General features: G+C 70.9%; 15 protein-coding genes. 2 read left to right on the top strand and 13 right to left on the bottom strand.

The genetic code is table 11. The features are described from left to right. Positions 1-6 precede the first annotated feature (6 nt). The 3 genes from nadD to ACFUPX_RS07070 all read right to left on the bottom strand — a co-directional run bounded on the left by nadD (position 7) and on the right by ACFUPX_RS07070 (position 1,239). A complete protein-coding gene (nadD, locus tag ACFUPX_RS07060; RefSeq protein WP_383317294.1) occupies positions 7-645 on the bottom strand; it encodes a nicotinate-nucleotide adenylyltransferase in 639 nt (212 codons plus the stop codon). 99 nt (positions 646-744) lie between these two features. After that, on the bottom strand, positions 745-906 hold the full coding sequence (locus ACFUPX_RS07065; protein WP_383317296.1) for a hypothetical protein: 162 nt from the start codon (positions 904-906) through the stop codon (positions 745-747). Positions 907-990: 84 nt separating this feature from the next. Then, complete coding sequence (locus ACFUPX_RS07070) at positions 991-1,239, bottom strand: hypothetical protein (RefSeq protein WP_383317519.1); 249 nt, start codon at positions 1,237-1,239, stop codon at positions 991-993. 99 nt (positions 1,240-1,338) lie between these two features. On the opposite strand from ACFUPX_RS07070, the gene ACFUPX_RS07075 reads away from it, so the two are divergent. Then, a complete protein-coding gene (locus ACFUPX_RS07075) occupies positions 1,339-2,445 on the top strand; it encodes a M48 family metallopeptidase (RefSeq protein ID WP_383317299.1) in 1,107 nt (368 codons plus the stop codon). A gap of 58 nt (positions 2,446-2,503) precedes the next feature. On the opposite strand, the gene ACFUPX_RS07080 is transcribed toward ACFUPX_RS07075, so the two are convergent. The 5 genes from ACFUPX_RS07080 to proB all read right to left on the bottom strand — a co-directional run bounded on the left by ACFUPX_RS07080 (position 2,504) and on the right by proB (position 7,513). Beyond that, positions 2,504-3,583 (bottom strand): hypothetical protein, encoded by a 1,080-nt coding sequence (locus ACFUPX_RS07080; RefSeq protein ID WP_383317304.1) that lies wholly within the window; start codon positions 3,581-3,583, stop codon positions 2,504-2,506. A gap of 66 nt (positions 3,584-3,649) precedes the next feature. Next, on the bottom strand, positions 3,650-4,228 hold the full coding sequence (locus ACFUPX_RS07085; RefSeq protein WP_383317306.1) for a hypothetical protein: 579 nt from the start codon (positions 4,226-4,228) through the stop codon (positions 3,650-3,652). 67 nt (positions 4,229-4,295) lie between these two features. Further along, the gene (locus tag ACFUPX_RS07090) at positions 4,296-5,597 is read right to left on the bottom strand and encodes a glutamate-5-semialdehyde dehydrogenase (protein ID WP_383317311.1); all 1,302 of its coding nucleotides are present in this window, start codon (positions 5,595-5,597) and stop codon (positions 4,296-4,298) included. A 74-nt stretch (positions 5,598-5,671) separates the two neighbouring features. After that, a complete protein-coding gene (locus ACFUPX_RS07095; RefSeq protein WP_383317314.1) occupies positions 5,672-6,151 on the bottom strand; it encodes a hypothetical protein in 480 nt (159 codons plus the stop codon). Positions 6,152-6,385: 234 nt separating this feature from the next. Further along, positions 6,386-7,513 (bottom strand): glutamate 5-kinase, encoded by a 1,128-nt coding sequence (gene proB / locus ACFUPX_RS07100; protein WP_383317317.1) that lies wholly within the window; start codon positions 7,511-7,513, stop codon positions 6,386-6,388. Between the two features lie 304 nt (positions 7,514-7,817). Here proB and ACFUPX_RS07105 point away from each other — a divergent pair, with 304 nt between their 5' ends. Then, on the top strand, positions 7,818-9,908 hold the full coding sequence (locus ACFUPX_RS07105) for a hypothetical protein (RefSeq protein WP_383317321.1): 2,091 nt from the start codon (positions 7,818-7,820) through the stop codon (positions 9,906-9,908). Between the two features lie 131 nt (positions 9,909-10,039). Here the strand turns inward: ACFUPX_RS07105 and obgE are convergent, their stop codons facing one another. The 5 genes from obgE to ACFUPX_RS07130 all read right to left on the bottom strand — a co-directional run bounded on the left by obgE (position 10,040) and on the right by ACFUPX_RS07130 (position 17,798). Further along, the gene (obgE, locus tag ACFUPX_RS07110) at positions 10,040-11,479 is read right to left on the bottom strand and encodes a GTPase ObgE (protein ID WP_383317325.1); all 1,440 of its coding nucleotides are present in this window, start codon (positions 11,477-11,479) and stop codon (positions 10,040-10,042) included. Positions 11,480-11,614: 135 nt separating this feature from the next. Further along, positions 11,615-11,869 (bottom strand): 50S ribosomal protein L27, encoded by a 255-nt coding sequence (gene rpmA, locus ACFUPX_RS07115; protein ID WP_160505003.1) that lies wholly within the window; start codon positions 11,867-11,869, stop codon positions 11,615-11,617. A 14-nt stretch (positions 11,870-11,883) separates the two neighbouring features. Beyond that, a complete protein-coding gene (gene rplU, locus ACFUPX_RS07120) occupies positions 11,884-12,204 on the bottom strand; it encodes a 50S ribosomal protein L21 (RefSeq protein WP_160505004.1) in 321 nt (106 codons plus the stop codon). Between the two features lie 163 nt (positions 12,205-12,367). Further along, the gene (locus ACFUPX_RS07125) at positions 12,368-13,723 is read right to left on the bottom strand and encodes a phospholipase D-like domain-containing protein (RefSeq protein WP_383317330.1); all 1,356 of its coding nucleotides are present in this window, start codon (positions 13,721-13,723) and stop codon (positions 12,368-12,370) included. A gap of 181 nt (positions 13,724-13,904) precedes the next feature. Continuing rightward, positions 13,905-17,798 (bottom strand): ribonuclease E/G, encoded by a 3,894-nt coding sequence (locus ACFUPX_RS07130; RefSeq protein WP_383317333.1) that lies wholly within the window; start codon positions 17,796-17,798, stop codon positions 13,905-13,907. Positions 17,799-17,901 lie beyond the last annotated feature (103 nt).

A 17,901-nucleotide genomic window follows, 5' to 3' on the forward strand; every position in this document is an offset into this window, starting at 1 on the left:
CTCGGCTCAATCGCCGCGGTACAGCTCGCGCTTGTCGATATAACGCACCACACCGTCCGGCACCAGATACCAGACGGGATCCCCCTTGGAGACCCGCGCACGGCAGTCCGTGGACGAGATGGCGAGGGCCGGGACCTCCACGAGCGAGACACCGCCCTCGGGGAGACCCGGGTCGGCCAGCGTATGGCCGGGCCGGGTGACCCCGATGAAGTGCGCCAGGGAGAACAGCTCTTCGGTGTAGCGCCAGGTGAGGATCTGGCCGAGCGCGTCGGCACCCGTGATGAAGAAGAGGTCCGTGTCGGGATTGAGCGTGCGCAGATCGCGCAGCGTGTCCGTCGTGTAGGTCGGCCCGCCGCGGTCGATGTCGATGCGGCTCACCGAGAACTGTGGGTTCTCGGCCGTCGCGATCACCGTCATCAGATAACGGTCCTCGGCCGGGGACACCGTCTTGTCGCTCTTCTGCCACGGCTGCCCGGTCGGCACGAACACCACCTCGTCGAGGTGGAACTGCGCGGCGACCTCCTGGGCCGCCACCAGGTGTCCGTGGTGGATCGGGTCGAACGTGCCGCCCATGACTCCGAGGCGGCGCTTGCCCTTGCTGGCCGGGCCGGTACCGGGACCGGTAGGCATGTCCTGCTCTCCCATGCGTGCAGACCCTACCGGCCCGGTCGACGGGCGCTGTTTCCGTGTCCGTTCAGCGGGACGTTCAACGGGGCGTTCGGCGGGACGGCCCAGCGGTGCGGCTCAGCGGTCCCGGTTGAAGCGCGTGGTGATCCAGAGGAGCAGCAGCAGCGCGACGAACGCGCCACCACCGGTGAGGAGAGGACTGAGGCTTTCGTGCTCGCCGCCGTGCTCACCCTCGGAGGCGAGAGTGACCAGCTGGGCGGCGGTGCTGTGGAGGCTCATCGTCGGCAGGACCTATCCGGAGGTGGGCGGGACAAAGACGTCCGGGCCATCGTATGCGGGGGCACCGGCAGAGCTCACGCCGACTCAGCTGTTGGAGTCCGCGCGGTCGTCCTGTTCGCCCCCGCCGGGGCGCTCGGCGGCAGCGTTCTCCCGCTCGGCGTCGGCGCCCTGCCGGTAGCCGCGCAGCAGGAACCACGCGACGAGCACGCAGCCGACGACCATGACGATCAGCACGACGCGGAGCAGATTGCCCGCCCCCTGCTCCTTGGCGGCCAGACCGGCCGCCTCCGTGACCCAGTGGTGGGCTGCGGCGCTGTGCTCCATGACGGCCATGACGGGCGACTCCATTCGCTGTGCTGCCCTGTCACGGTATCTCCGCCTAGGCTGGGACCCACCTCGGGGGCATGACTGGACGAGCATGGGGGATGGGGCATGACCGACGACAACGACCACGGCCGGCGGGACGGTGGCCACGAGAACGGCGGCCACGAGAACGTGCCGAGCAGGCAGCGCAGGCGCTTCCCCGGCATCTCGTCACGGGCGTACGAACACCCGGCGGACCGTTCGGCCCTGGTGGCCCTGCGCAAGCTCAGCGGCTTCGACACCGTCTTCAAGGCGCTCAGCGGCCTGCTCCCGGAGCGGAGCCTGCGGCTACTGTTCCTCTCCGACTCCGTACGGGTCTCCGACGCACAGTTCGCGCACCTCAACACCATGCTGCGGGACGCCTGTTACATCCTGGACCTGGAGAAGGTCCCGCCGATGTACGTGACCATGGACCCGAACCCGAACGCGATGTGCATCGGCCTGGACGAGCCGATCATCGTGGTGACCACGGGGCTCGTCGAGCTGCTCGACGAGGAGGAGATGCGGGCGGTCGTCGGCCACGAGGTGGGCCACGCGCTCTCCGGCCACGCGGTGTACCGCACGATATTGCTCTTCCTGACGAACCTCGCGCTCAAGGTCGCCTGGATCCCGCTCGGCAACCTGGCGATCATGGCGATCGTGACGGCGCTGCGCGAGTGGTTCCGCAAGTCCGAGCTGTCGGCGGACCGGGCCGGGCTCCTGGTGGGCCAGGACCTCAAGGCGTCGATGCGCGGCCTGATGAAGATCGCGGGCGGCAACCACCTGCACGAGATGAACGTGGACGCGTTCCTGGAGCAGGCCGAGGAGTACGAGGCCGGGGGCGACCTGCGCGACTCCGTCCTGAAGATCATGAACATGCTGCCGCGCACCCACCCCTTCACCACCGTGCGCGCCGCCGAGCTGAAGAAGTGGGCCGAGAGCCGCGACTACCAGCGGATCATGGACGGCCACTACCCGCGCCGCGACGAGGACGGTGACACCTCGGTGTCGGACTCCTTCCGCCAGTCGGCGTCCAGCTACGCGGACGACATGCGCAGCAGCAAGGACCCGCTGATGAAGCTGGTCAACGACATCGCGGGCGGCGCGGGCGACCTGGGCGGCAAGCTGCGCGGCAAGTTCACCGGGCAGAACGGCCGGCAGGGCGGCCAGGACAGCGGCCCCACCGAAGAGAAGTAGCCGGGGAGAAGCAGCCGGGGAGAAGTAACCCTAAGAGCCCTAAGAGCCCTCAGAACCCTCAGAGCGAAGGCTGGGCGGTCGCCGAGAGCGAGCCGCACAGCGCCGTGGCATCCCCCGTCGCGTACGGGTCGGTGCCCGCGGGGCCGCCCGCCTTCGCCTTCTGCCCCGCGAGCAGCGGCCGCAGCTGGTTGGCCGCGTCGGCGGAGCAGGCGAGCGGTCCTGCCTGCATGTACGACACGAGCAGCTCGGCCTGGCGCATCCGCAGGTCGTCGCGGTCGAAGCGGAACTGCAGCTCGCGGCGGACGGTGAACAGCGAGGCCTTGGTGTGCTCCCCCTGACCGGCCGGTCGCAGCGCGTAGACGAAGGTGTGGTCCGAGGTCACCTCGATGGTGTTCTTGTCCGTCTCGGTGACGTGCAGCGTGCCGTGGACCCGGATGCCGGGCGTCGCCAGGGCCGTCTTCGTCGGGTCGAAGCGCACCAGCCAGCCGGTGGGCGCGTGACGCCCGTCGGCGGCGGGGTGCGCGAAGCTCCGGTCGAACTGGTCGAGCTGCTGCGGGTCGAGCAGGACCCGCGCGGAGCGCACGGCGCCGCCGGTGAGGACGTCCGGGTCGAGCGAGGACTCGACGAGGTAGTCCTTGGCGGTGGTCAGCGCGGTCATCACCTGGCCGTCCGAGAAGTGCGAAGTGCGGTGCGCCGCCGGGAGGTTGATGCCCGAAGCGCCCACCCGGAACTGCGCGGCCGGGCTGTGCGCGTACAGCTCGGCCGGCTTCTCGGCGCCGGGCACGGGTCCCGGCGGGGCCAGCGGTATGACCGTCATCCGCAGCGGCTCGGGGCGCTGGGCGGCCGGGGTCTGGTACGGATGGCGTACGCCCATGTAGATCGCGGTGCCGAAGGCGACGGCGATCAGCAGGACGAGGATCACGGCCTGTTTGGAGAAGTGCCGGTGGCGTGCGGGCCTGCGGCGCACCGCATGCGTGTGATCGCTCATGCGCTCCTGCGCGGAGTACTCCTGCAGCCGGGCGGCGCGGACGAACGACTCGTCGAAGACGACGGATCGGTACTCGTCCTCACCACCGACCGGAGCGCCCTCGGGTGTCCCCTCAGGCGTCCCCTCGGGTGGTTCTCCTGGCCCGCCCATACCTTCAGGGTAGGTCTCAGCGCCGTTTGGTAAACGCCCTGGTACACGACAACTTCTGACAACTTCTCACGGGACGCGGGGCGTCGCTGACACCGCCGGCGGGCCGTACTCGGCGGAGGCCGACGGCTCCGTGGACACCGGTGGCGGTATCGGGTCCTGACGGCCCGACGACGCGCCTCGGTAGACCGCGGTGAAGGCGAGCGCGACCATGCCGACGCCCATCAGGAGGGCGAGCATCCAGGCGACGGGGCGGTGCCAGCGGCTGTGGCCTCCGTAGCCCCCGCGCCTGCCGTACCCGTCGTCGGTGAACTCGCGTTCGTACACGTCGTCGAGGTCCGGGTCGTGGCCGAACTCGCCGCCGTCGTCCGGTCCGAAGCCTTCGTCGTAGAGGTCGTCCTCCGGCGAGTCACGGCCCGGACCGCGGGTGCGGGCCCGGCGGTTCTCGGCCTCGGAGGCCTCGGCGCGCGCCTGGGCGGCGGCCAACAGCCGCTCCACCGCGGTGGGTTCATGGATCTTGGCGGACTTGACGAAGTCCTCGTCGAAGACCACGGAGGCGAACTCTTCGTCCGCACCCCCGCGGTCGTGGTCGTCGTCGGGCTCCCAGCCGTCAGGGAACGACGGCGTGCCCCCCACGTCCTCCGGCACCCTTCCAGCGTAGACCCGGAAGGGGCAATCTGGGCAGACGGTACGGGAATTGGGCCCGTGCGATAATTCAGCGGATGTGGCCGTCGCCGGTGACGATGTACTTCGTCGACGTCAGCTCGGGAAGCCCCATCGGCCCCCGGGCGTGCAGCTTCTGCGTGGAGATGCCGATCTCGGCGCCGAAGCCGAACTGGCCGCCGTCCGTGAAGCGCGTGGAGGCGTTCACGGCGACCGTCGTGGAGTCCACGAGCTGGGTGAAGCGGCGCGCGGCCCGCTGCGAGGTGGTGACGATCGCCTCGGTGTGTCCGGAGGTCCACAGGCGGATGTGCTCGACGGCCTGCTCCAGGGAGTCGACGACGCCCGCCGCGATGTCGTACGAGAGGTACTCGGTCTCCCAGTCCTCCGTGGTCGCGGGGACGACGGTGGCCTTCGATCCGTCGGCGTACGGGATGACCCGCTCGTCGGCGTGCACAGTGACCCCGGCCTCGGCGAGGGCGTCCAGGGCGCGCGGCAGGAAGGCGTCGGCGATGTCCGCGTGCACCAGGAGCGTCTCGGCGGCGTTGCAGACGCTGGGACGCTGGGCCTTGGAGTTGATGAGGATGTCGACGGCCATGTCCAGGTCGGCCTCGGCGTCCACGTACACGTGGCAGTTGCCGGTGCCGGTCTCGATGACCGGGACGGTGGACTCCTCGACGACGGTCTTGATCAGCGAGGCGCCGCCGCGCGGGATGAGGACGTCGACCAGGCCGCGGGCGCGCATCAGCTCGCGCACGGATTCGCGGTTCTCGCCCGGTACGAGCTGGATGGCGTCGGCGGGCAGGCCCGCTCCGTGGACGGCGTCGCGAAGGACCCGCACGAGCGCAGAGTTCGATTCGTACGCCGATGACGAGCCCCGCAGGAGCACCGCGTTGCCGGACTTCAGGCAGAGGGCGGCGGCGTCCACGGTGACGTTCGGACGGGCCTCGTAGATGATCCCGACGACGCCGAGGGGGACGCGGACCTGGCGCAGGTCGATGCCGTTGGGCAGGGTCGAGCCGCGGACGACCTCGCCGACGGGGTCGGGCAGCGCGGCCACGTCGCGCACGTCGGCGGCGATGGCGCGGACCCGCTCGGGGGTGAGCGTCAGACGGTCGACGACGGACTCGCTCGTCCCGGCCTCGCGGGCGCGGGCGGTGTCCTTGCCGTTGGCCTCGATGATCTCGGCGGTGCGCACCTCGAGGGCGTCGGCGATCGCCAGGAGCGCGTCGTCCTTGGCCGCGCGCGGCAGCGGGGCGAGCGTCGCCGCGGCGCCACGGGCGCGGTAGGCGGCCTGGGCGACGGGCGAGAGGTTGTCGTAAGGCAAGCCCGAGAACGGAGGCGTGAGGGACGTCATGCCCGCAGCGTAATGGGGAGGGGCCGCGGTCCACCCGCTGTTTCAGCAGCCGAGACCACGGTGCCCACGACGGCTCAAAAAGGGTGCACGCCCACCGGGGTCGCGGGCAGCGGGCCGTACCCCTCGGCGATCCGCTGGTGGTATGTGTCGCGGTCGATCACTTCGAGCCCCACGATCTCCCACGGCGGGAGCTTCGCGCTCTGCCGGTGCTCGCCCCAGAGCCGGAGCGCGACCGCGGCCGCGTCGTGCAGGTCGCGGGCCTCTTCCCAGTACCGGATCTCCGCGTGGTCGGGGGCGTACCTGCTGGTCAGCAGGAAGGGGTGGTCGTGGGCGAGCTGTTCGAGACCACGCCTGACCTCTTTGAGCGGGGCTTCGGCCCCCGAGACGCTCAGGGTGACGTGCCACAGACGGGGCGCCTCCACCGTCTCGGCCTCCTGCCTCTCGTCCTGCTCACCCGCCGCTTGCGTGTCGGTGTACGTCGCCCCCGCGGCGACGCTGGTCAGGGACCGCTCAGCCGACGCGCGGGACGACGCTCCCGGGCGCACTCGTCTCACGACGGCCTCCTCTACGCAATGGTGGTGCGGATACGCAATGGTCGTGCGGAAGTGTCTGGAACAAAGTTGAGCAGGCCAAGCGCCCCCGCGGGGCGGTTTTGGGGAGTTTCACCTCGCAGAGGCCGGGAGGAACGCGGCGTTCGCGCCTGTTTTCGGCCGGGGACCGCTGGGGCGGATGTGACTCCTGGGACGACAGAAACGCGGACGGGAGCGGTCCACCGGGGCTGCGGAGCACTAGTCGTGCAGCAGTGCCAGGTCGTCGCGGTGCACGACTTCCCGCTCGTACGCCGGTCCGAGCTCCCTTGCGAGCTCCCGCGTGGAACGGCCGAGGAGCTGCGGGAGCTCCTTGGCGTCGAAGTTCACCAGACCGCGCGCCACGGCCTTCCCCGAGGTGTCCCGCAGCTCGACCGGGTCACCCGCGGCGAAGTCCCCCTCGACCGCCGCGATGCCGGCGGGCAGCAGCGATTTGCGCCCCTCGACGACCGCGCGCACCGCCCCGTCGTCGAGCGTGAGCGCGCCCTGCGGCTCGGAGGCGTGCTGGAGCCAGAGGAGCCGGTCGGCGGAGCGGCGGCCCGTGCGGTGGAAGTACGTGCCGGTGTCGCGGCCCGCGAGGGCGTCGGCGGCGTGGCTCGCGGAGGTCAGGACGACCGGGATCCCGGCCGCGGCGGCGATCCGCGCGGCCTCGACCTTGGTGACCATGCCGCCGGTGCCGACGCCCGCCTTGCCCGCGCTGCCGATCTGGACGTGCGCTATGTCGGCGGGCCCCGTCACCTCGGAGACCCGGGAGCTGCCGGGCTTCGCCGGATCGCCGTCGTAGAGGCCGTCCACGTCGGAGAGCAGGACGAGGAGGTCGGCGTGGACGAGGTGGGCGACGAGGGCGGCGAGCCGGTCGTTGTCGCCGAAGCGGATCTCGTCCGTGGCCACGGTGTCGTTCTCGTTCACGACGGGCAGCGCGCCCATCGCGAGGAGCTGGTCGAGGGTGCGGGACGCGTTGCGGTGGTGGGCGCGGCGGGCCATGTCGTCGGAGGTGAGGAGCACCTGCCCGACGCGTACGCCGTAGCGCGCGAAGGAAGCGGTGTAGCGGGCCACGAGAAGGCCCTGGCCGACGCTGGCGGCCGCCTGCTGCCGCGCGAGGTCCTTGGGGCGCCTGCGCAGGCCCAGCGGCGAGAGCCCGGCGGCGATGGCGCCGGAGGAGACGAGCACGATCTCGCGCTCGCCGCCGCTGCGGCTCTTGGCGAGCACGTCAACGAGGGCGTCAACGCGGTCGGCGTCCAGGCCTCCCGACGCGGTGGTCAGGGACGAGGACCCGACCTTGACGACGACCCTGTGGGCCTCTGCGATGCCCTGCCTTGCCCCAGCCACGTACTTCCCCACTGATCCTGAAGATCCCATTCCCTGCCGGACCAGCCAATCTACGCGAGTGCCGGGGCGGGGTGCCCCCGCATTTCGAGGGGCGGACCACGCGCCCGCAGAGGTGATTTTGACCCTTCCGGTTCAGTACCTTTGCCCCTTTATCCGGTGACTGTCGTCACGGAAGATTGCTACAGGGCCACCGCACGTCATACGGTCAGTGGTCGACTTCCTCGTCTTCCTTGCTTTTCTTGCCTTCCTTGCCTTCTTTCCCCCCCATCCGATCCCCCCGATCCCCCGCCAGGAGCCCAAGCCCGTGCCCTCTGCCGGACTCGCACCCCGCCGCATCGTGCAGCTCTCCGCGCTGTTCGCGATGTTCGCGCTCTTCACGGCCCAGCTCGTCAGCGCTCTGGTCCCGTACGTACCGGTGTTCGTCGCCGCGTCGGCGGCGAACCTCGCGCTCGACGTCTATCTGCAGTACAAGCAGCCGGGGCTCCTCTCCCTCCTTGGCAAGATCCGTTTCGATGTCACGGTCAGGCAGCTCCTGCGCGACATGCTGATCCTGGTCGGCCTGCTGCGCATCGACGGCATCGAGCCGCTGGCCGAGCAGTCGCCGCTGACGATCTCGCTGCTCGCGTTCTACTTCCTGCACTTCGGCTGCCAGGCCACCGCCATACTGGTGCGCCGCTCGCGCCAGCTGCCGATCGTCACGCGCAACATCGACGCGTCCGCGCTGCACCTGACCGCGGCCCCGCCGCGGATCCTCTCGCGCCGCCAGGCCCACCGCCTGCTCACGTTCTCGATCCCCGGCACGGCGGGACTGCTGGTCACCGCGGCCACCACGGACGCGTACTGGGGCGGCATCGGCCTCGGGATCTCCATCGCCCTGATGGGCCTCGGCGCGGTCTACCTCGCCACGTGGCTGCTCCCGAAGAAGCGCGCGAAGAACGACGAGAAGGTCATGGAGTGGCTGGACAACTGGCTGGCCGACTACCAGCCGTCCGTCGCGATGTACTTCTCGGGCGGCGCCACGTCCGCGTACCAGGCGAACATGTGGCTCTCCACACTCTCCAAGCTCGACGGCAAGCCGCTGATCGTGCTGCGTGAGCGGTTCATGGTGCAGAAGATCGACGCGACGGACGTCCCGATCATCTGCTTCCCGAAGGTCGCGACGATGTTCTCCCTGGAGACCTCGACGCTGAAGATGATGCTGCACCCGGCGAACGCCGCGAAGACCTCGCAGGTCCTGCGCATCCCGACGATCAAGCACGCCTTCATCAACCACGGCGAGAGCGACAAGCTCTCCTCCTGCAACCCGTACGCGAAGGCGTACGACGAGGTGTGGGTGGCGGGTCCCGCCGCGCGCGACCGCTACCAGGCCGCCGACGTCGGCGTCGAGGACAAGGACGTGGTCGAGGTCGGCCGCCCCCAGCTGTCCCCGATCGTGGCGTCGACGGGCGCGCCCACCGGCGCGTTCACGACCGTGCTGTACGCCCCCACCTGGGAGGGCTGGGACGGCAACCCCGGCAACACGTCGGTGACCCTCGCGGGCGAGAACATCGTCCGCCACCTCCTCGCCGACCCTGGCGTACGGCTCGTCTACAAGCCGCACCCGATGACCGGTTCGCAGGACCCGCGCGCGGGCGCCGCCAACGAGCGCATCAAGACGATGATCCGCGAGGCCGCCGTCAAGCGTTCGGGCGAGCGTCCCGGCCAGGAGGCCCTGGCCGAACTGTCGCGCAGCACCGCCGAGTTGGACCGGCTGACCTCGACCGCGTTCCGCAAGAGCGTGGACGAGATGGAGCGCATGATGCTCCAGGGCACGCCGGACGGCGACCAGCAGGTGGCCGTGGCCGAGGCGACGGCGGCGTGGGAGGCGGCGTACTGGGCGTCGTTCCCCGAGTGGGAGCACCAGATCATCACCACCGCGCGCCCGGCGATCTTCTCCTGCTTCAACCAGGCGGACCTGCTGATCAGCGACGTCTCCTCGGTCGTCTCGGACTGGCTGACCAGTGAGAAGCCGTACGCGGTCGCCAACACGTCCGGCATGTCCGAGACGGACTTCCGCGCGGGCTTCCCGACGGTGAGCGCGGCAGCGATCCTCTCCCCGACCGCCGAGGGCGTCCCGGCGCTCCTGGAGGCCGTCCGCTCCCCGGAGAAGGACACCCACGCCGAGGCGCGCGCAGCCCTCAAGGAGCACCTCCTGGGCCCCTCGGACCCGCCCTCCCTGGTCCGCTTCAATGAGGCGGCCCTCGCGCTCTCGGCCAAGGCCGACGAACGCCGCGTGCGCATGGCCACCCGCATCGACGCGGAGATCCCCGGCCAGCGCGCGGCACAGGACGCGGCAGAGGAAATGGAGTCCGACCCGACGGAGCAGAACGGCGCGGAAGACTCCGTGACGGCCTAGCCCCGTAAGGGGCGCGGGGAACTGCGCGACCAGCCCCCACGCACCCGCAGGTAGCAGAGAACACGAAGGGCCCCCGGAGCAAAAGCTCCGGGGGCCCTTCTCACTGCCAGGGTCGCCCCGCCAGATCCGGCCTAGAAGGGTTCGAAGTCGTCGTACGCCTTCTCCACGTCGTCCCGCTCCGTGTCCCGGTCCCGGCGGCGCTGAGCGGCCGGACGGGGCTCCTCCAGGCGGTGGTCCTCGCCGCGGCGGCCCAGCATCTCGGCGCCGGCCATCACCGACGGCTCCCAGTCGAAGACGACCGCGTTCTCCTCGGGGCCGATGGCCACGCCGTCGCCGCTGCGCGCGCCGGCCTTCAGCAGGCCGTCCTCGACGCCGAGGCGGTTGAGGCGGTCCGCGAGGTAGCCGACGGCCTCGTCGTTGTTGAAGTCGGTCTGGCGCACCCAGCGCTCCGGCTTCTCGCCGCGCACGCGGTAGATGCCGTCGTCGCCGAGCTTGACGGTGAAGCCCGTGTCGTCCACGGCCTTGGGACGGATGACGACACGGGTCGCCTCCTCCTTCGGCTTCGCGGCACGCGCGGCGCCCACGACCTCGGCGAGCGCGAAGGAGAGCTCCTTGAGCCCCTTGTGCGCGATGGCCGACACCTCGAAGACGCGGTAGCCGCGTGCCTCCAGGTCGGGCCGGACCAGGTCGGCGAGGTCCTGGCCGTCCGGTACATCGATCTTGTTCAGGACGACGACGCGCGGCCGGTTCTCCAGGCCCGCGCCGTACTGCCGCAGCTCCTCCTCGATGATGTCGAGGTCGGAGACGGGGTCGCGGTCGGACTCCAGGGTCGCCGTGTCCAGGACGTGCACCAGGACGCTGCACCGCTCGACGTGCCGCAGGAACTCCAGGCCGAGGCCCTTGCCCTGGCTGGCGCCCGGGATCAGGCCCGGTACGTCGGCGATCGTGTAGACGGTCGAACCGGCCGTCACCACACCGAGGTTGGGGACGAGCGTCGTGAAGGGGTAGTCCGCGATCTTCGGCTTGGCGGCGCTCAGGACCGAGATCAGCGAGGACTTGCCCGCGCTCGGGTAACCCACGAGTGCGACGTCCGCGACGGTCTTGAGCTCGAGGACAACGTCGCCGGCGTCGCCGGGCTCACCGAGGAGGGCGAAGCCGGGCGCCTTGCGGCGGGCGGAGGCGAGTGCCCGGTTGCCCAGGCCGCCGCGGCCGCCCTGCGAGGCGACGTACGTCGTGCCCTGGCCGACCAGGTCGGCGAGGACATTGCCGTCCTTGTCGAGGATGACGGTGCCGTCCGGCACGGGCAGGACGAGGTCCTGGCCGTCCTTGCCGGAGCAGTTGTCACCGGCGCCCGGAGCGCCGTTGGTGGCCTTGCGGTGCGGGGAGTGGTGGTAGTCGAGCAGGGTCGTGACCGACTGGTCGACGACCAGGATCACGTCTCCGCCACGGCCGCCGTTGCCGCCGTCAGGTCCGCCGAGCGGCTTGAACTTCTCACGGTGGACGGAGGCACAGCCGTGGCCCCCGCTACCCGCGGCGACGTGCAGCTCGACGCGGTCCACGAAGGTGGTCATGGGATGTGCCTCCAGAAACGTGCGGGAAAGTCAGGGGCGAAATGCCCCTAGGTGTAACACGCGAAGGGCGGACCCGCTTCCCGGCAGGGAAGTGAGGTCCGCCCTCGCGAAGAACCTGTTCTACGGAAGCCTGATTCAGGCGACCGGAACGATGTTCACGACCTTGCGGCCACGGTGCGTGCCGAACTCGACCGCACCGGCGGCCAGCGCGAACAGCGTGTCGTCCTTGCCACGGCCGACGCTCGAGCCGGGGTGGAAGTGGGTGCCACGCTGGCGGACCAGGATCTCACCGGCGTTGACGGTCTGACCGCCGAAGCGCTTCACACCAAGCCGCTGAGCATTGGAATCGCGCCCGTTCCGAGTGGACGATGCGCCCTTCTTGTGTGCCATCTTGTCTCAGTCCCTTACTTCGCAGCCGTGGGGATACCGGTGACCTTGATCGCCGTGTACTGCTGGCGGTGACCCTGGCGACGGCGGTAGCCGGTCTTGTTCTTGTAACGAAGGATGTCGATCTTGGCACCCTTGTGGTGGTCCACGACCTCGGCCGTGACCTTGATACCGGCAAGCACCCACGGGTCACTCGTCACGGCGTCGCCGTCGACAACGAGCAGCGTAGAGAGCTCTACGGTGTCGCCAACCTTGGCGGTGGGAAGCTTGTCAACCTCAACGATGTCGTCGACAGCAACCTTGTGCTGGCGACCACCGCTGCGCACGATGGCGTACACGGATCTCTCTTTCGCTCGGAACGGGACCCCCGCAGTCCAGCCGCCCGCATGACACGGTCGGCCTCTCCCGGACGCCAGGCGTCGGAAGGAAATCAGGTTTACAGGGGTAGGGCGTACCTACTGACACGCCGACGGTCAAGATTACGGGGCTGGGCCGGAAGGGTCAAACCGGCTTCTCGCCGTCCGGCGGCAGCGGCTTGACGCCCTTGCACAAGTCGGTGCCGTCGGCCTTGCCGGGCCACGCGATCGTCCGTACGCGGTCGAAGTGTTTGCGGTAGGCGTCGTGCACCGAGTCGTCGTCGACCTTGACGATCGCCTCGTCGTTCTCGCGCAGCGCCGGCGCCGTGTAGTTCTGCGAGCCGGTGAAGGAGAGCTTGTTCTGCTTGCCGTCGTACTTGCCGTCGATGAGCAGGTACTTCGAGTGGATGATGTAGGGCGTCACCAGCTTGGTGCCGGGGTGCAGCGGGTCCCGGTCGTCGTTGAAGCACCGCATGGTCGGGCCACCGGCCTTGTGCAGGGCCTCCCAGGTGCCCGGGGAGCCGCCCTGGCTCTTGGCGCTGTCGGTCTCGGCGTAGACGATGCTTACCGTGCAGCCCGCCTTCTTCAGCGAGACGAGCTTGTCGGCGATCTGCTTCCGGGTGATCTTGAAGATCGAGGCGCGGATGTTCGTGTGCCGGGCCACGCCTGCCGCGTCCCGGTAGTTGCACTGCACGTTGTTCAGGACCGAGTACATGGTGTCGGTCTCGTTGACCGTGCCGGAGCGCGGGAAGAAGTACGCCTTGTAGAGGCCGTCGCTGACCGTGCGGTAGTCCCAGTTCCGCCAGTCCTTGCCGATCATGTCGGCGAAGTAGTCGGCGTACGCGTCGTACATCGTCGGGTTGTTCGGGAGCTGCAGCGCGTCGTTGAAGAACTTCGTGTGCGCGGAGGGCGTCGAGTTCGACGTGGTCTGCACGACGACGTCCTTGGCGCCCTCGACCTGCGAGAACAGCCAGAACTTGTTGTGCATGATCGACTTGCCGTACGCGGGATCGCCCAGGCAGGACTTGCCCGCCGGGCAGAGCGTCACGAAGGACGACTTGCTCCGGTCGGTGCCGAGCTCCGTCGCCAGCCTGCCGTACGCGGTGTTCGTGGGGCGGTCGCTCCTGGTGGACTCGTCGAGCACCATCTGCACGTGCACACCGCGGTGCCTGGCCGCCACGAGCGCGTCCACGACCGGGGACTCCCACACGTGGTAGACCGCGACCTTGATGGTCGAGCCGGGCACCGCGGTGTTCGTCAGCTCGATCAGCCGCGTCCGTATCGCGTACTGCTGCTCGGGGGTGCCCAGCGGATCGTTGAAGATCGGCGCCTCGGCCAGGGACGGCTGGTCCCCCTCGGCCGCCCCCGCCGTCCCCATGGCGCTGACCGTCTGGATCCCCGTCGCCGACAGGATCGTCGCCAGGGCGATCGCCTGGCGACCCCCCTTGGCCTGCTTCACGGCACGGTGACGTCCCGTGCCTCTCAGGCGACCGTGCGCCATCGTCCATCCCTCCCCTGACGCGGACGGGACGTCTCCCCAGACGCCACACCCGCGTGCTCCTTCACCAACCGCATGAGTTTTACAGGTACTTCGCCGAGATCCAACAGCCAGGTGCCCCCGCCATGGCCAAATCACCATGACGGGGGCACCCGGTCATATGTACGGACTACGAAGGAGGAGGTCAGCCCTCGTCTGCCGCGGAGGCCTTGACACCGGACGGTGCCTGCTCCGCCGCGGCGGTCTTCTTCGTCGTCTTCGACGCCTTCTTGGCCGTCGTCTTCTTTGCGGCCGTCTTCTTGGCCGCGGCCTTCTTGGGGGCGGCCTTCTTGGCGGCCGTCTTCTTGGCGGCGGTCTTACGCGCCGTCTTCTTGGCCGGAGCGGCTTCCTCGGCGTCCGCCTCGGGCTGCTCCGTGCTCTGCGTGGCCTGCGGGGCCTCCGGTGCCTTCTCGGCCGCCGGGACGACCGTGACGGCCGCCTCCGCGGACGCGGTCGGCGCGGTGGCCTTGCGGACCGCACGGCGCCGCGGACGGGCCGGGGCGGCGTCGGCAGGAGCCTCGGCGGGTGCCTCGGCCACGACCGGCTCGGCGACGGGCTCCGCCTTGGGCGCCTCGGTGACGATCACCTCGGCGGCCTCCGGCTCGGCACTCTGTGCGGCCTTCGGCGAACCGGCGGGCGCCGTCGCCTTGCGGGTCGCACGACGGCGCGTACGCCCCTTGGGAGCTGCGTCGTCCACGGGCGCCTCGGGGGCGGCCTCGACGGGAGCGGGCTGCGGGGCGGCCTCCTCCTTGGCCGGGGCGGCCGGAGCCTCGACGACCGGGTCCTCGGCCGCCGGAGCCTCGGCCGTCGCGGCACGCCGCGACTTGGAGCGCTTCTCCGCCTTGGGCTCGCTCTCCGCCTTCGGGGCGCCGGCCGGAGCCGAGGCCCGACGGGTCGCCCTGCGGCGCGAACGGCCACCGCGGGACGCCGCGGCCTCGGCCTCGGACGCGCTGCTGTAGAGGTCCTCGTCCGGCACGAACTCCGGCTCGGGAAGCGCCACCGGGGCGGCGACCTCCGCGGCGACCTCGGCCTCGGACTCGGTCTCCACCTCGTCCGTGCTCTCGTGCTCGTGCTCGTGGTCGTGCGTGTGCTCCAGACCCTGCTCGGAGCCACCGCGGCCGCGCTTCTTGCGCTTGCCGCCGCCACCGGCGGAGGTCGGCTGCTCCATGTGCACGATCACGCCGCGGCCGTTGCAGTGGACGCAGGTCTCGGAGAAGGACTCCAGGAGGCCCTGGCCGACCCGCTTACGGGTCATCTGCACCAGGCCGAGCGAGGTGACCTCGGCCACCTGGTGCTTCGTACGGTCACGGCCCAGGCATTCGAGCAGCCGGCGCAGAACCAGGTCCCGGTTGGACTCGAGCACCATGTCGATGAAGTCGATGACGACGATGCCACCGAGGTCACGCAGGCGCAGCTGGCGCACGATCTCCTCGGCCGCTTCGAGGTTGTTCCTCGTCACGGTCTCTTCGAGGTTGCCGCCCTGTCCGGTGAACTTGCCGGTGTTGACGTCGACGACGATCATCGCCTCGGTCTTGTCGATCACCAGCGAGCCGCCGCTGGGCAGCCAGACCTTGCGGTCCAGGGCCTTCATCAGCTGCTCGTCGATGCGGTACGTCGCGAAGACGTCGACCTCGGAGGTCCAGCGCTGCAGGCGGTCGGCCAGGTCGGGGGCGACGTGGGAGACGTATCCGTGGATGGTGTCCCAGGCGTCCTCGCCGCTGACGATGACCTTCGAGAAGTCCTCGTTGAAGATGTCGCGGACGACACGGACGGTCATGTCCGGCTCGCCGTACAGAAGGGTCGGCGCGGCGCCGCCGTTCTTCGCCTTCTTCTGGATCTCTTCCCACTGCTGCTGCAGACGCTCGACGTCGCGGCGCAGCTCGTCCTCGCTCGCGCCCTCGGCGGCGGTGCGCACGATGACGCCCGCGTCCTCGGGGACGATCTTCTTGAGGATGGTCTTCAGCCGCGCGCGCTCGGTGTCGGGCAGCTTGCGGCTGATGCCGGTCATCGAGCCCTCGGGCACGTAGACCAGGTAGCGGCCGGGCAGCGAGACCTGGCTGGTCAGGCGGGCGCCCTTGTGGCCGATCGGGTCCTTCGTGACCTGCACGAGGACCGACTGGCCCGACTTGAGCGCCGACTCGATGCGACGGGGGCCGTTGGCCATCCCGAGCGCCTCGAAGTTGACCTCACCGGCGTACAGGACCGCGTTGCGGCCCTTGCCGATGTCGATGAAGGCGGCCTCCATGGACGGCAGCACGTTCTGGACCTTGCCCAGGTAGACGTTGCCGACGTACGAGGTGGCCTGCTCCTTGTTGACGTAGTGCTCGACGAGCACGTTGTCCTCGAGGACGCCGATCTGGGTGCGCTCGCCGTTCTGGCGGACGACCATCACGCGCTCGACGGCCTCGCGGCGAGCCAGGAACTCGGCCTCGGTGATGATCGGGACGCGGCGGCGGCCCTGCTCGCGGCCTTCGCGGCGGCGCTGCTTCTTGGCCTCCAGGCGGGTCGAGCCCTTGATGGACGTGACCTCGTCGACGCCCGTGCCGAGCTCGCGCTCTTCCTTCTTGCGCGGCTCACGGACCTTGACGACCGTACGCTCCGGGTCGCCGTCCGCGGTGTTCTCGGCCTCACCGGAGTCACCGGCGCGACGGCGGCGGCGACGGCGGCGACGGCTGCTGCTGGAACCGGCACCCGAGCCGTTGTCGTCGGCGTCGTCGTCGGCCTGCTCGGCGGCTTCGTCGGCGGACTCGCCGGAGTCGGCGGCGGCGTCCGTGTCGGAGTCGGCGTCGGAGTCCTGCTGGTCGCCGTTGTCGTCGGCGGACTCACCGCGGCGGCGGCGACGGCCACCACGACGGCGACGGCGGCCCTGACGCTCACCGGAGTCGTCCGAGTCGTCGTTGTTGTCGTTGTCGTTGTCGTTGTCGCCGTCGTTCTCCGCGGCGGTGTCCTCGGCCTCTTCGGCCGCGGGGGCCTCGGCCTCGGCGGGCTGCGGTGCGGCCTTGGCGGGCTCGCGCTCGGCGGCGGGCTGCTCTTCGGCGCCCCGGCGGCGGTTGCGGCGGCGGCGGCCTCCGGTCTCCTCCTCCACCACCGGTGCGGCGGCGACGGGCTCGACCTCGGCCTCGACCTCTTCGGCGGGCTCGTCGGCCGCTTCGGCGGCGGCAGCGGCGGCAGCGCTCTCCGGGGTCTGGAACATCGGCGCGGCGAACACCGGCGCCTGGAAGACGGCGACGGCGGGGCGCGGCTTGCGTCCGGAACCCTCGTCGGAGTCACCGGCACGCGCCTTGCGGGCCCGCGTCGGGGCGGGCGCCGAGAATCCGGCGGCGGCCTTGCGGGTGGCACGGCGGGGACGGCGGCCACTGGGCGCCTCGTCCTCGGCGGGCTCCGCCTGGGGCTCGGCGGCCTTGGGCTCGGCGGCCTTGGGAGCCTCGGCGGTCTCGGGGGCGGCGGCCTCGGCGGCGGGCGCGGACGAGCCACGGGTCGCACGGCGGCGGGCACGGCGCGGGGCGGCGTCGCCGGACTCCGGCTGCGCCTCGGGCGCGGCCTGGGCGGCGGGCTCCTCGGCGGCGGGCTCGGCGGCCACGGGCGTCTCGGCGGCGGCCTCGGCAGCCTGCGGGACACCGGCGGGCGCGGAGGCGCGGCGGGTGGCTCGGCGGCGGCGCGGGGCCGCAGTGGTCTCTTCGGGCTCGGCCTCGGCCGCGGCGGGCTCGGCGGCCGGCGCTTCGGCGGCCGTCTCGGCACCCTGCGGCGCGCCGGCGGGAGCCGAGGCGCGGCGGGTGGCACGGCGGCGGCGCGGAGCCGGAGCGGCTTCCTCGGCCTGTGCGGGCTCAGGAGCGACGGCTGCGGCGGGCGCGGCGGGCGCTTCGGCGGCGGGGGTGGCCGGTATGGCCGGTGCCGCTCCCTCGGTGCCCTTGGCGCCCTCGGCGGCGCCCACGGGCGGACCCGCAGGCCGCGACGCCGCACGGCGCCTGCGGCGCGGCGGCAAGGTGTCGCTGGGTGTGTTGTTGTCCGAGCCCTCAGTGGGTTCGATCGGCTCAAGCATGCGGGCGGTTCTCCCGTCACGCTCCCGGGCGCCGCGCCTGGTCCGGTGATGTCCGCGGCCCTCGCTCACCTACGCGGGGCCGCCATCCGGGGGCGTGGGCGCC

The organism is Streptomyces sp. NPDC057302, from assembly GCF_042667685.1.
Classification (GTDB): Bacteria; Actinomycetota; Actinomycetes; order Streptomycetales; family Streptomycetaceae; genus Streptomyces.